The 14,422-nt window shown below is 42.7% G+C and carries 14 protein-coding genes; 5 read left to right on the top strand and 9 right to left on the bottom strand.

Going from position 1 to position 14,422, the window contains the following annotated elements:
• Positions 1–138: 138 nt before the first annotated feature.
• Positions 139–774: a hypothetical protein gene (locus tag JMY00_RS09025; RefSeq protein WP_201579928.1), complete on the top strand. Its 636-nt coding sequence runs from the start codon at positions 139–141 to the stop codon at positions 772–774.
• A gap of 149 nt (positions 775–923) precedes the next feature.
• Here the strand turns inward: JMY00_RS09025 and accC are convergent, their stop codons facing one another.
• The 4 genes from accC to JMY00_RS09005 all read right to left on the bottom strand — a co-directional run bounded on the left by accC (position 924) and on the right by JMY00_RS09005 (position 5,327).
• Positions 924–2,285 carry an acetyl-CoA carboxylase biotin carboxylase subunit gene (gene accC, locus JMY00_RS09020; RefSeq protein ID WP_201579927.1) on the bottom strand — a complete coding sequence of 454 codons (1,362 nt, stop codon included), beginning with the start codon at positions 2,283–2,285 and terminating at the stop codon, positions 924–926.
• A 125-nt stretch (positions 2,286–2,410) separates the two neighbouring features.
• Positions 2,411–2,842 (bottom strand): acetyl-CoA carboxylase biotin carboxyl carrier protein, encoded by a 432-nt coding sequence (accB, locus tag JMY00_RS09015; RefSeq protein ID WP_102092842.1) that lies wholly within the window; start codon positions 2,840–2,842, stop codon positions 2,411–2,413.
• 240 nt (positions 2,843–3,082) lie between these two features.
• Entirely contained in the window at positions 3,083–4,450 is a 1,368-nt protein-coding gene (locus JMY00_RS09010) for an MATE family efflux transporter (RefSeq protein ID WP_201579962.1), read from the bottom strand.
• 397 nt (positions 4,451–4,847) lie between these two features.
• Positions 4,848–5,327 carry an EVE domain-containing protein gene (locus JMY00_RS09005; RefSeq protein ID WP_201579926.1) on the bottom strand — a complete coding sequence of 160 codons (480 nt, stop codon included), beginning with the start codon at positions 5,325–5,327 and terminating at the stop codon, positions 4,848–4,850.
• A 316-nt stretch (positions 5,328–5,643) separates the two neighbouring features.
• On the opposite strand from JMY00_RS09005, the gene hemW reads away from it, so the two are divergent.
• Positions 5,644–6,954 carry a radical SAM family heme chaperone HemW gene (gene hemW, locus JMY00_RS09000; RefSeq protein WP_201579961.1) on the top strand — a complete coding sequence of 437 codons (1,311 nt, stop codon included), beginning with the start codon at positions 5,644–5,646 and terminating at the stop codon, positions 6,952–6,954.
• A gap of 101 nt (positions 6,955–7,055) precedes the next feature.
• Here hemW and JMY00_RS08995 read toward each other — a convergent pair whose 3' ends face one another.
• Positions 7,056–7,196 (bottom strand): entericidin A/B family lipoprotein, encoded by a 141-nt coding sequence (locus JMY00_RS08995; protein WP_201579925.1) that lies wholly within the window; start codon positions 7,194–7,196, stop codon positions 7,056–7,058.
• A gap of 257 nt (positions 7,197–7,453) precedes the next feature.
• On the opposite strand from JMY00_RS08995, the gene JMY00_RS08990 reads away from it, so the two are divergent.
• On the top strand, positions 7,454–8,014 hold the full coding sequence (locus JMY00_RS08990) for a tRNA (cytidine(34)-2'-O)-methyltransferase (RefSeq protein ID WP_201579924.1): 561 nt from the start codon (positions 7,454–7,456) through the stop codon (positions 8,012–8,014).
• A gap of 135 nt (positions 8,015–8,149) precedes the next feature.
• Here the strand turns inward: JMY00_RS08990 and JMY00_RS08985 are convergent, their stop codons facing one another.
• From JMY00_RS08985 to tusD, 4 genes are all read right to left on the bottom strand, one after another.
• Positions 8,150–8,494, bottom strand: a complete 345-nt coding sequence (locus JMY00_RS08985) for a TusE/DsrC/DsvC family sulfur relay protein (RefSeq protein ID WP_238053025.1) — start codon at positions 8,492–8,494, stop codon at positions 8,150–8,152.
• An 8-nt stretch (positions 8,495–8,502) separates the two neighbouring features.
• A complete protein-coding gene (locus JMY00_RS08980) occupies positions 8,503–8,832 on the bottom strand; it encodes a hypothetical protein (protein WP_201579923.1) in 330 nt (109 codons plus the stop codon).
• 54 nt (positions 8,833–8,886) lie between these two features.
• Entirely contained in the window at positions 8,887–9,210 is a 324-nt protein-coding gene (locus JMY00_RS08975) for a hypothetical protein (protein WP_101204423.1), read from the bottom strand.
• Between the two features lie 67 nt (positions 9,211–9,277).
• Positions 9,278–9,745: a sulfurtransferase complex subunit TusD gene (gene tusD, locus JMY00_RS08970; protein ID WP_201579922.1), complete on the bottom strand. Its 468-nt coding sequence runs from the start codon at positions 9,743–9,745 to the stop codon at positions 9,278–9,280.
• Between the two features lie 408 nt (positions 9,746–10,153).
• Between tusD and glnE the strand changes: the two genes are divergently transcribed.
• Complete coding sequence (gene glnE / locus JMY00_RS08965; protein ID WP_201579921.1) at positions 10,154–13,018, top strand: bifunctional [glutamate--ammonia ligase]-adenylyl-L-tyrosine phosphorylase/[glutamate--ammonia-ligase] adenylyltransferase; 2,865 nt, start codon at positions 10,154–10,156, stop codon at positions 13,016–13,018.
• Between the two features lie 376 nt (positions 13,019–13,394).
• Complete coding sequence (locus JMY00_RS08960) at positions 13,395–14,324, top strand: branched-chain amino acid transaminase (protein WP_201579920.1); 930 nt, start codon at positions 13,395–13,397, stop codon at positions 14,322–14,324.
• Positions 14,325–14,422: the final 98 nt, after the last annotated feature.

The following is a 14,422-nucleotide window of genomic DNA, read 5'->3' as shown; positions in this document are numbered from 1 at the left end:
TGGCGTTATTTTTTTCTATAAATACCTATGAAGTTCCGACTATAGGTTTATGAGCAATAGCATAATGTTACTTGTGTTTTTGGTGTCTAAGACTTACGCTAATGTATATATTAAAATATTATAAATATAAGGTTAATTATGGAACCTATCTCATTTGCTTCATTCACGCTAGCATCTATTTTGGCTTCATTGCCTGCGAACGGTGAGGCTATTACCAAGCCGACCATCACCACTCACATTAGTCCAGCCATTGCCGGACAGTGGGAAATAGACTTAGATAGCAGCGCTCATTCTACTCACGCCATGATGACTAAGGAAGCGGAAGCTAATCAGTCGGCGTCAGATAGTGCGCAAAAGCCTAGCAGTGTAGAGCCTAAGGTGATGACGGGCATGGACGGCGGCGTACTGACTCAAAGTGAAGAGCGGGTTCTAAACATTAAACCAACTACTAGTAAGAACTTACTTGCATCAGTTAGTAAGTCTAACCAGTGCCGCGAGCTATATAACTTTAGTGCGGATAATGAGATGTGGTCTGTCAGCGGCAAAGAGTGGACATACGGCCGCTATCTAGTCACCCATCGTGAAGAAGGTCTGCCAGTGATTGCGATCAAGACTGTTTATGATAATAATGAAGTAGACTGCTCAGGCAATCAGATCGATCAAACTGATGAAGCGTTAATTGCATTTATTAATCATGATGGTAATCAGATGCAATGGTGCGCTGATCCTGATGGTAACGAATGCTTTATGAACTTCAATAGAGTGTTACCGTAATCAGGATTGTCCATTGTACTTTACGTATAATTGACAGCTTATTGATGACATAAAAAAACCGCTATATTAATAGCGGTTTTTTTATATGTTTTTAAAATGATAATTGCAGAGAACTTATTAAGCTTAGTAGACTCTACAAGTATTTCAGCCTATGAGTCTTTTTTAGTTTTATTTGCAGTCAGCAGCTCTCTTTCGAGATAGTGAATATTTTGCGCTTCACGAGTAAAGTTCTCATCCGCCAAAATCACATCACGATGCAAAGGTATATTGGTTTTGATACCTTCGATAATCAGCTCATCAAGGGCATGTACTGTCTTAGCAATAGCTTGCTGACGAGTTTGACCGTGACATATAAGCTTACCAATCAATGAATCGTAATAGGTCGGTATCTCATAGCCAGGGTATAGATGAGAGTCAAAACGGATACCAGAACCACTTGGCGTGAACAATTGACTGATAGTACCTGGGCAAGGTACGAAAGTCGCTGCATCTTCGGCGTTAATACGACATTCGATCGCATGACCTTGGATCTCAATCTCACTTTGACGATAAGACAAACCATAACCGGCAGCAATTTTGAGCTGCTCGACGACAACATCAATACCAGTAATCATCTCAGTCACTGGATGCTCAACCTGTACACGAGTGTTCATTTCAATAAAGAAAAACTCGTTATTTTCAAACAAGAATTCAAACGTACCAGCACCGCGATACTTAACAAGCTCACACGCTTTTACGCAAGCTTTTAAGATTGGCTCACGTACATCATCTGGGATGTCAGGTGCAGGTGCTTCTTCTAGGACTTTTTGATGGCGACGCTGCAATGAGCAATCACGGTCATATAGATGGATAGCATTACCATTACCATCACCTAGTACCTGTACTTCTACGTGGCGCGGGTTTTGTAGATAGCGCTCCATATAGACAGTGTCGTCACCGAACCAGAGCTCAGCTTCTTGTTTGGCCGCTTGTACTTGACCAATTAGTTCGTCAAAGCGTTCAACCACACGCATACCGCGTCCACCGCCGCCAGAAGCCGCTTTAATCAATAGTGGGAAGCCGATATTGCGTGCTTGCTCTTCAGCATTATGCAGGGTCACAGCGCCAACTGAACCAGGTACGGTTGGTACGCCAGCTTTTTTCATAGCGTTGATGGCAGAAACTTTGTTGCCCATAAGGCGAATATGATCAGCATTAGGACCAACGAAGGTCAATCCTGCTTCTTCTACTTGTTCAGCAAATTCAGCATTCTCAGACAAAAAGCCGTAACCGGGATGGATAGCATCTGCACCAGTGATTTCAGCAGCAGTTAAGATGGTATTGATATCAAGGTAGCTTTGGTTAGCATTAGGCTTGCCAATACAAATTGCCTCATCAACAAAGCGCAAGTGCATCAAGTTGGCATCAGCAGTAGAGTAGACACCTACCGTTTCGATACCTAGCGCTTTACAGGCGCGGACGATGCGCAGGGCAATTTCACCTCTGTTGGCAATGAGCAATTTTTTTATCATGGGTTCATCCTTGTCGAAGCGTCAGTCATTGACTGAGTTTCGATACATAGCATCATGTTATTTAGCATTGACGCGGTATATATACCAAAAGTCAGCCATAATGAAATAAAGTATGGCAAATATCGTTACGCTTTATAGCGTATGACAGGTTGACCGAACTGTACGACTTCAGAGTTATCTACCAAGATTTCGTCAACGATACCACTTTGAGTCGCTTCAAGCGGGTTCATGATTTTCATAGCTTCGATGATACCTAAAGTATCACCTGCCTGAACCTTTTGACCAACTTTCACAAATGGTGGGTCATTAGGGCTTGGTGCTGAATAGAAAACACCAACCATTGGTGAAGATTCAACGCTACCCGCTTTTTCTGCAGGTTTGCCTTCGACAGCGGCAGCAGGAGCAGCGCTCGCAGCAGGGGCAGCCATCATAGTTGGCGCAGGGGCATCATAGTGACGAGTTAAGCTAATATGCTCGTCGTCAGAACTGATTTCTAAATTAACCAGTTCACTTTCTTCCATAAGGGCGATGAGGGTGCGTATTTTTTCAATATCCATAGTTTTTATCTGGCCTTGTACTAAATTCGAGAAATAGTGTAACTAAATATTGTCTAATTAATTGCTAATGATACCTAGATTCAGGGCAATGAGCAATCAATGTACAGTTGTTAACTGAGAATTTTTACATATTTTGACGTAAGCCATCTTTTTAGCAAGAAAATATCTACGATTTTTCATATTCTGTATGATCAAATGACGCTAACAATGACTATAAAATTCAATCAATAAGCAATTGGCTTAACCCCATAGCATAGTTAAGCGTTTTTGCTGATAGCGTAGACGCAAAGTAAGTAAAATAGATGATAAGAACAAACCTGTAATCAACGCCATCCAAAACCCTTGTGCACCAACGTCAGTAAAACGCACTAGATAGACGCCAAGTGGTAGGGCAACTAACCAATAGCAGAAGAGCGTTACCCACATCGGTATGGTGGTATCTTGCATGCCGCGCAATATACCAGCGACGTTAACCTGCCAGCCATCAAATAACTGATAGGCGAGTGCAAAGATAAGCAAATGCATAGACTGGGCTCTGACCTCTGGGTTATCCGTGAATGCTGCTGCTAGTTCTGGTCTGAATAGCCATATCCCAACCATACAGGTTAAAGCGATCAATACGGTCCATACCAGTCCAGTAGCTTGCACTTGGCGCAGTGCCAATAGGTTTTTTTGACCAAATCGATTGGAGACCATGATAGTGAGCGCCATGGCGACCGATATCGGTATCATAAATAGCTGTGAGGTCACTGACAGCGCCACTTGATGCGATGCTGTTGCTAGCTCACCCAATGGACTGATAACGAGTGCGCCTAAGCTAAATAAACTGGCTTCAAAGAAGATAGAGATACCAATAGGAATACCAAGTTTTAACAGTTTTTTAATCTGTGTACGATTAGGGCTAGAGAAGCCATAAAAGAATCGCGTGCTCACAAATTCGCGACGTTTCGTGAAGCTAGTATAGGCTGCAAGCAATAGGACATTTATCCATAACACCAATGCTGTTGCCACCCCGCAACCTGCACCGCCCATTTCTGGCATGCCAAATAACCCATGAATAAAAATATAGTTCAAAGGGATATCTGCGAGCAGGCCAATGATACTAATGACAGTTACAGGCTCAGGACGACCCAATGCCTCACAATAACTGCGCAGGACGGCATATACAGCGAGCGCTGGGAAACCAAATGAGACACCATGTAAATACTGCGTCGCTATCGGCTGAATGTTTTCTGGGACACCCATAATGCCAAGAACATTGGGAGCTAAATTGACAATGATAAAACCGATAATGCCAATGACACCTGCGGTCCATAAGGACTGCTGCGTGATATGCGGCACTTGGCCGTGCTGGTCTTGACCAATCGCTTCACCAATCAGAGGTGTGGTTGCGATAAGCACACCTGTGGCCAATAAAAACAATGGTAGCCAAATACCAGAGCCAACTGCTACCGCAGCCAAATCAAGCGCCGAAACTTGACCTGCCATGATGGCATCGACCACGCCAAGTGCGGCTTGGCAAAACTGAGTGATCAAGATAGGGAGGGCGAGTACGCCTAGACGTAAGCTGTAGCTTTTAAAATCTTTGAAAGACAATGGAAAAACCATGGTAAGCAACTTTTTATTCTTTACGGTAATTGTTATTAAGGTAGTTATTATTAATAAACAAACACTGCTATCAATCGACTAAGATTGACGCAGCAAGGAGAGTAGTGCCGACGATAATACTCCGATAAATAATATGAGCAAGCTTATAATGTTGCATAAGTAGATAGGCAGAGTATGAAAATAAAAGTAAAGACACTAAAATAAAAATAACCCGTCGATCCAAGTAGTGGATTGACAGGTCATATACATAATAAGATGGTAAAGAAGCCACACTATGATGTCAACGCTTTAGCGCCGCTATACAGGCATTAATCTTAGGTTTTTTGTACTCTATTTCATAGCCAATAGCCAATAGCCAATAGCCAATAGCCAATAGCTCAGAGATGATTTAATAAGTTTACTCCGGCAACAACTCAAGCGTCTCCGCCATATCCATAATTGCTCGCCAATGTTTGGGCTCTAATGGAATCACTGTTAATTGCTGACAGCCTTTCCTCAATAATAACGAGTCTTCCAAAGCTGGCAAAAACTTTAGCTCTGATAGTGGTAACACCTCTGTAAAAGCTTGCTCAAAGGTGAGATCGACCATATACCAGCGAGGTGCCTCTTCAGTCGCAATAGGATCATAATGACGATGCTCAGGGTGAAATTGAGTAGGATCAGGATACCCTGCTGTAGTAACTGTCATAATACCAGCGACTCCAGACGGCTTGGCGCTAGAGTGATAAAAGAACACTTTGTCACCAACTTTCATATCATCACGCATAAAATTACGTGCACGATAGTTGCGAACGCCGTCCCATCCGTCGGTGTCCAAACGCTGCAAATCTTCAATACCAAAAAATTTAGGGTTGGATTTCATTAACCAATATGCCATATATCTGTCCTTTTATTTTTTATTTATTCTTCAATTCGTTCTTAAAATTATTAGGGTTAGTTTCTATTGACTCACCCTCAAACATGTTTTAAACAGTTTCTGTTTTTAGTAGAAGCTTTTTTTAACGGACCCTCTATATACTGCCCATAAGTTGCGATGGTGAATAGGGCGCTTCTACGTGTTTTTGTTAATAGTTTTATGAGAGATAGGCTTTTCTTTATCTCATCTAGTCGCTATCCTAGCGTTACTTTCAAGACCGATCATTATTGATCACTACAAAATAAGTTTATTTATGCCCAAAGTAAATACAGACAGCATGCCAAATGACCTGAATACGTTAAGCCTTACTGAACCAACGACGGATACTATCGAGGTCAATGTGACAGACATTCCATTGTCTCTTTACATTCACATCCCGTGGTGTGTGAAGAAGTGTCCTTATTGTGATTTTAATTCGCATGAGCTACCGATAGACAGTGAGCTATCCATGTATGAGGAATACGTCGATGCATTACTGTTAGACGCCGCGATGCAGCAACCTTTAGCTCAGGGCCGAAAAATTGGTTCGATATTTATTGGTGGCGGCACGCCGTCTTTGTTACCTATTGCTCAGTATCAGCGACTGTTTACTGGTTTACGTACATGTTTTGAATTTGCAGAAGACATCGAAGTCACGATGGAGGCCAATCCCGGCACGCTTGAGCATGCACCATTTGCTCAGTATTTAGAAGTTGGTATCAATCGTCTGTCTATCGGCGTACAGAGCTTCGCTGCTGACAAGCTGAAGGTACTAGGACGTATCCATGATCCTGTACAGGCGTTATCAGCAATTCGAGCTGCCAAAGCGGCTGGATTTGCACGGGTCAACGTCGACCTGATGCACGGTCTACCGCAGCAAACCATGAATGAAGCGCTAGAAGATATCCAAATGGCGCATGATGCTGGTGCAACGCATATCTCTTGGTATCAACTGACTATTGAGCCAAATACCGTATTTTACCGCAGTCAGCCTATTTTACCCGATGAAGACAATTTGGCAGATATCGAACAAGCAGGTCAGTCGTTATTGCAGCAATTAGGCTATAACAACTATGAGGTATCTGCGTGGGCAGGTGAGTCAGACAAACCATGTCGTCATAATATCAACTATTGGCAGTTTGGCGACTATTTAGCAATCGGCGCAGGAGCACATGGTAAAGTGACGATTGGTTGTAACGATAGCAATGGTGATAATTCATCAGACGTAAAAGATAAAATGGAAGATGACTTGTTAGTAGCGTCAGGTATCTATCGCTTTAGTAAATCACGTTTGCCAAAAGATTATGTGGTAATAAATCCAGATACCACAGAGGTGTCTGATATACGCCAAATCACACCAAAAATGGTTGGCTGGCAAGCGATTGATCAAGAAGAATTGGTGAGCGAGTTTATGCTAAATGCATTACGCTTACATGGCGGTGTCGCTTGGTCACTGTTTGAAAAGAGAACTGGATTAACGCTTAATAGTATTACTGAACAAGTGAACAGTCTTGTCAAACAAGGGTTGTTGGTAGATAGTGATACGCAGTTGCAACCGACTGTATTAGGTCAGCGTTATCTCAATCAAATATTACGCGCTTTTTTATAAAACGGCACTTAGATGATTGTTTAATAGCAGCGAGGTACTAACATAAAAAAGGCTTATCAAATAAATGATAAGCCCTTTATAAAATCTAAAAAAATCAAACCTTAGATTTTATCTTGTACGTCTTGTGCGCCGCCAGTTACAGCATCACCAGCGCTTGATACGTCTTGGCCAAGGCCTTTAAACGTGTTGCAACCAGTTAAAACGAACATAGCAGTTAAAGATGCGATGATTACTTTTTTCATAATAGTATCCCCAAAAATAAATGAGTGGTTATAAGTAACAACAGTGATGCTAAGCATCGTGCTCAAGATTCACTGAAGAGGTATTGGATGAGACAGTCATACATAAATGCTATCGCGTTATCCATTACAGACATCATAATGAAAGTTAAAAACGCTGCACAGTATCAAAATGTAATTATTGGCAGTAAACTGTAACTTTCAATTACCTACCGTCCATAAACTTAAATAATAGAGTGCTGAATATTTTTGGAGTAAGAATGACCATCCATATTGTGCTAGTAGCACCAAAAATGCCGAGTAACACTGGCAATATTATTCGACTGTGTGCCAATAGCGGGGCACAGCTACATTTAGTTAGACCATTAGGGTTTGGGCTTGATGATAAAAAGCTACGCCGCGCAGGCCTTGATTATCATGAATATGCTCATTTGCAAGTGCATGATGATTGGACGGCTGCGAGACAAGCGCTACAAGCCGCTGACTGCAATGTCGTTACCGCATTGACAACTAAACTGAGCAAACCGTTCTACGATTATGACTTTGGTAAGCACTCGGACTCTGAAGCATCTGATAAGGCTGCTATGCCCAATATTGCGCTAGTATTTGGTTCTGAGACGGCAGGTCTGGCAGATGATATACGTGAAGATATCGGTGCTGATAACTGGCTAAGACTGCCTATGCTAGCTGACTCTCGTAGTTTAAACTTATCAAATAGCGTAGCCATTTGTTTGTACGAGATATGGCGACAGCAAGGGTTTACAGGTGATGAAGGTCGTAGCGTTGGTTATGAGACATTGACAGTCTACGACCCAAAATAGTGATTCTACAAAGCAATAACTATAGACTTAAAAGTATTTGCGTACTTAATGAGCAGTAAAATATTAGATACTGCTCATGTACATATGATGAGTTTCTAGTGCGACATTGATTGTATCTGATCGCTTATAAAGAACTTATAAACAGTTTGGTGGTTTTGGTAGTCCTGCTAAGCGATTGACATGACGCGCAACCAAACCTGTATTAAACAATTGCTGTAGCTTTTGATTGCTAATATCAAGTTCTGGCAAAGTCTTTTGTAGCCATTTAATTAATGGACGGGTTGCTGGCGCGTGATTAAATTTGTCAAAAAACGCGCGCACTTGTTGCAAAACTTCTAAATGCTCATCGCTCAGATTAACCTCTAACGTGTCTGCCAATTGCTGCGCGATAGCAGGCGTCCAAATCGTATGGTCACATAGATGGCCGTCTTGATCTAATTCGATATCAGCCGCTGATAATGCAGCGTTGTGAGTGGTCATGTCATTACTCATAAGGCAATCGTCACCACTTTGTCAAACTGACTGCTTTGAGTCAGATTGACCCATTCTGCGTCGGTTAAAATAGCAGTCAATTTAGTCTCTAAATTAAGCTTGCCAGTTGTATTTGCTGTTAGCTGTTCGATGTCGTCTGCTAATGCGTAAATACCAGCAATATCCTCGATATCGCTATCATTTAAATAAGCATTGAGCCAGTCGATAAAAGCAGGAGTGCTGCCGAGTAAAATAATACTATCGCCCGTGCGCCAAGTGCGAGACATCTCTTCAGTACTGCGTCTAAGGGTATCCATCGTACTATGCAATTGATATAAAGTTGCCATAAAAGTGTCCGATTACGTGCTTTATTATTTTATAAATCTAAGTTATACAGCGTCTTAAAAGGTAAGTATCTGCTCAAAGTCTTGCGAGTTGATGACCTCAGGCACGAGTGTGAGCTGTGATGCCAGATCTGTCGGCAACATACCAGTGACCCAGCCACTAAAGACATCATCAGGTAGCCAAGCTGCGGGCATATCGTAAAGCTCAAGTGACTGAATCATGCCATGCAGCCGCGAGTCAGATTGCATCAATAAGCCGAAGACCGGCGCATCTAAGAACAATTGCACCTCATGACCAAATGTTGCTAGAGTTAGTGCAAGTGCACAACCTTCGTAGCTTGCTGCTTCAGTGGGCGTGTGCAGCTGAATTAATAATCTCATTATGTATTCCTAAAAATATTTACCGCTACCAGTGATCTCAATAGACAAGTTATCAAACGACACACTATCAAAATTGTATCAAACGACAGTCGTCTTGCATCATCATGGCAAGCTCACTGAGTCCCACTAAGGTAAACCCTGTCGCAAGATTGGCACCGTCAAGCTGATGACGTGAGCTGTTGTCTACATCACTCACACCGCGGCTAAGGGCTGTACTGACACAAACAGGCAGGGGTAATTGATACTGCTCAGCCAAAGACTGCCATTCTTTGGTCAAGTCTAATTGATCGGCTGACTGCCAACGCAAGCGATTGGCTATGTGAGCCGAGTCGCCATAAAAGAAGACATTGAGCAGGGGTTGTTCAGAGGTAGCATTATCGCTGCTGCCTGTACCTGTACTATTAGTGTCATTGTTATCAATATCATGACTATTCGCTGCGTTCTTCAGGTAAGCGCGTGCATAGCGTAACGCCAAGTGTGCCAATGGGTGACTAGGGTCAGCAGTAATCAGTAGTAACGGGGGAGTGGTCGTCATAAGGCGCAGTATCACATATTGTAAATAAGAGTTTAAAAATTATGGCCGAGTTGCTATAAATGCTTTGTATAAAGTCATTTGGTCGTTATTATTATAGTGCTTGTGTGCAAATTTGCGTGACAGAAAACAGAATTTATACTGATAATGAGACATACAGCGGATCATACTGTCACGTCAAATATCGTTATGTCATAAAAGAGAAGTGCGTCGTCTCTATCAAAGATGTTTATGCTACCATAAAGCGCCGCAAACCAAATAGAGTCACTGTTATTTAACGTGGTTTTATCTCAAGTGTAGGCACACTGAATATTATTATTTGGTGCTGTGACTGCCTCGTAAGAAAAAACAATAAACTTATGAGCTAGGTTCACGTAGTCTTACCATTCTATGTAAGGAGTTTTTGTCACTATGTTACCTGCTATGCCCTCACGTGTGAATAATGGTACAGATTATCAGCCTACCGTAGAACAACTGCAAGTCCTGCAGACAGCGAGCGAATTTGCTTATCAGATTTGGGAAAGTCGGACCGTTTCGTGTCAGACGTTTTTGCGTAGCTATCCATTGAATAGTACGCTGACCCGTCAGCAAATCGATGATCTGATACAAGATTATACGCTAGATGAGAACTATCAACTCGCTGATGAAATCAAGGTCATGAGTGGTCTGCGTCACTTGCGCACGCTACTAATGATGCGCTGGATTTGGCAAGATGCCTTGCAGACGATCAGTCTGGAGCAGCTGACCGATGAGTTGTCTGAGTTTGCAGATGGCTGTATCTCTTTTGCTAAGGATTATACCTATCAGCACTTGGTTGCTAAGTATGGTGAGCCGACCTTTATCAATGAACAAGGCAATATACAAATCGATGATATGGCAATCATGGCCATGGGTAAACTTGGTGCGCAAGAGCTGAATTTATCAAGTGATATTGACCTAATATTTGTGCATCAAGCACGCGGCGAGACCAATGGCAATAAGGCAAAAGGCACACGTAGCATAGATAACAAACGCTTTATGACCAGATTGGGTCAAGGCATTATTAAACTGCTTGATAACAAGACCGCTGACGGTTTTGTCTTTCGAGTAGATATGCGCTTACGTCCATGGGGTGATGGAAGTGATTTGGCCATTCATCTGTCTGCATTGCAAAAGTACTTTACAATGCATGGGCGTGCATGGGAGCGTTTTGCTTGGTTAAAAGCGCGCGTAGTCGGACAAATAGACCAGCCATTTTATGAAGAGATACAAGCGCTGATTAAGCCATTTGTCTTTCGTTATTATGTGGACTACAGTGCGTTTTCGGCATTGAGAGAGATGAAGTCTCTTATTCAAAATCAAGTTGCACAGCGTGAAGACTTGGACAATATCAAGCTTGGTGCGGGCGGCATTAGAGATATTGAGTTTATTGTACAGGCCTTTCAGCTTATCTATGGTGGTCGGCATCCACAGCTGCAAATAAAACCTTGCTTGCAAGCGATGCAAGTATTGTGTGAGCTTGGCTACTTGGAGCATTCAACTTACGAGCAGCTACAAGCCGCGTATCGGTTTTTACGCCGGCTTGAGCATGCTATTCAAGCGATTAATGACCAACAGACCCAGCGCTTACCACACGATGAGCAATGGCAGCATAATCTAGCTGTGACGCTGAATTTTGAAAACTGGCATGACTTATTAGACCAGCTTAATCGTCATCGCGAGAGTGTCAATGTGCCGTTTGAGCGTATGGTCACTGAGCGTCAAGTACCTGACAACGAAGATACTGATCTAGAACCAGAGCACTTAGATGAGCAAATTGCCCGTTTAAATGAAGTGCTAACAGAAGAAAATCGCGAGTTATTACAGAGCTTTTGGCAATCAAAAATGGTGGCTAACTTAAGTGATGAGGCCAGAGAGCGCTTAGACGATGCGTATCCTGTCATTGTCCATGCATTGTTAGCCCATCAAGAACAGCAGCAACTTGCCAATACTGCTTTACCAAGATTGATCTCACTGCTTGAAGCGATTTGTCGCCGTTCTATCTACTTGGTCATGATTGCTGAAAACCCTAATGCAACGATTGAGCTGATTCCAATGTTGTCTGCCAGCCCGTGGATCGCAAAAGAGTTGGCTCAGTACCCTGTACTATTGGATACTTTTTTGCAGCAGCGTTATCGTCATCTGCCAGATAAGCGTGAGCTGCGTGATATCTTGCGTCAACAGTTGCTACGCGTCGAGCCAAACGATGAAGAAGAGCTATTGAGCGTCCTACGTCTATTCAAGAAGAATCAAGTATTGGCGGTTGCTGCTAGTGATGTATTGGCTGAGCGTCCGATAATGAAAGTATCGGATTCATTGACTTATATCGCTGAAGTCGTACTAGAAGCAGCATTAGAGCGCGCTTTTGCAGAGATTGTTAATCGTTATGGGTATCCTATTGGCCAAGATGGCGATCCAGTCACTGAAGCGGACTGCGGCTTTGCAATTATCGGTTATGGCAAGCTTGGTGGCTTAGAGCTATCGTATTCTTCAGATTTGGACTTGGTATTCTTACACAAGATAAAAGAACAAGGCATGACCACTGGTGAAAAATCAGTCAGTGGTATGAAGTTTGCCGCGCGTCTTGTACAAAAACTGATGAATTATCTCAATACTCAAACACGTGATGGCCGTGCTTATGAGATTGATATGCGTCTGCGGCCTTCGGGAAATGCTGGCATGATGGTGGTGTCTTGTCATGCCTTTGAAACCTATCAAATGGATAAAGCATGGTCATGGGAGCATCAAGCGTTGGTACGTGCTCGTGCGATTTGCGGGGACAGACGAGTCACTGCACGCTTTTGTGATATTCGCCGCGACGTATTGTCGTTGCCACGGACACTGGATCAAGTACGTAGTGAAGTTACTAGCATGCGTATCAAAATGCAAAAGCATCTAGGCACGAGCCAATGGCAGCAGGAAGCGGGTAAATTTCATCTTAAGCAAGATGCAGGCGGTATTGTAGATATTGAGTTCTTAGCACAGTTTGCCGTATTGGCTTACTCGCATGAATATCCGAGTTTGACCAAATGGAGCGATAATGTGCGAATTTTTGCAGAAGTTGCCTTGCTTGGTATTTGGGATGACCAAGTCTGTCAGGATTTGACCGATGCCTATCTAAGAATACGTGCTGCCACGCATCAGTTAGCACTATCAGAGCAGTCATTATTGGTCGATGAATCGCTCTGGCAGGAGACGCGAGCGTTAGTACAGTCACAGTGGAAGCATCTCATGGGCGTAGAGACAGACGACGAGTAATATCGAAACTTGTATGATTAAGGCCTTGCCGATAGTCCAAGAGACGCTTAAACTGTCATGCGTTACGATAAATAGAAGCTATGAACAAAAACTTTCAATAAAAGCTATAAACGAAAACTATGGATAGAATCGGTAGCTAGGAACGATATAATTAAAAACCATATAGTGCCAAACCAAAAGATTTCATTTGCCAAGACGGCCAGTGATATAATCGGTCACACATCATCATAATACTGTCAGTCGTTTGTCATAATGAAGCTGTTGTTTAGGCAATAAAAATTGACGCTGCGGTGTTATCATACGATGTTGATCAATACTGTTAAATAAAACCTACCTAAAAAAAGTTAGACGTCAGTGCTAGCATAAGGACAATAAAATGAATATGGCAACACAAGATGGTAAGCTTTGGATGAACGGCACGATGATCGAACAGCCAGATGCTAAAGTTCATGTGCTTACACATAGCTTGCATTACGGTATGGCTGTGTTTGAAGGCGTACGCGCTTACCAAACAGCGGGTAATCGTACCGCTATTTTCCGCTTAAAAGAACACACTGAGCGTCTCCTTGGTTCAGCTAAAATCTTCCAAATGGACGTACCTTTTGATGCTGCCACTTTAGAGCAAGCACACAAGGATGTGGTCAAGCAAAACAACTTGGCAGAAGCTTATATTCGTCCGCTCATTTGGGTAGGTGCAGAAAAGCTTGGCTTATCTTCACGTGACAATAGCATCAATGCTATGGTTGCTGCATGGCACTGGGGTGCATATCTTGGTGAGGAAGGTATCAAAAATGGTATCCGTGTAAAAACCTCTTCATTTACGCATCATATGCCAAATGTCACTATGTGTAAGGCAAAAGCTTCAAGCAACTATCCTGTGTCTATCATGGCCAACCAAGAAGTCACTCGTAATGGTTATGACGAAGCTATCTTGATGGATCCGCAAGGGTATGTGTGTCAAGGTGCTGGCGAGAACTTATTCTTGGTAAAAGATGGCGTGCTACATACGCCAGATTTAGCGGGCGGTGCACTTGATGGTATCACTCGTCGTACTATCCTTCAGTTCGCGGCTGATCTAGACATCAAAGTCGTTGAACGCCGTATCACTCGTGATGAGTTCTACTTAGCAGACGAGATATTTATGACAGGTACCGCTGCTGAAGTGACACCTATCCGCGAATACGATGATCGTACTATCGGCAATGGCGGCCGAGGACCATTGACTGAGAAACTCCAAACCCTATACTTTGATGTGGTTCATGGTCGTAACGAGCAATATATGGATTGGTTAAGCTTTATTGATTAATCTTTTAGATTTTTGTGTAGAAATAAAAAAGCTAAGACTTCAATAGTCTTAGCTTTTTTATAGTGGGCAGGTTACAAGGTGTTATTAGCCAATACTTA

The organism is Psychrobacter sp. Pi2-52 (assembly GCF_904846705.1).
Taxonomy (GTDB): domain Bacteria; phylum Pseudomonadota; class Gammaproteobacteria; order Pseudomonadales; family Moraxellaceae; genus Psychrobacter.
Note: the sequence above shows the minus strand (reverse complement) of the source record. Positions and strands in the feature narration are given on the sequence as shown.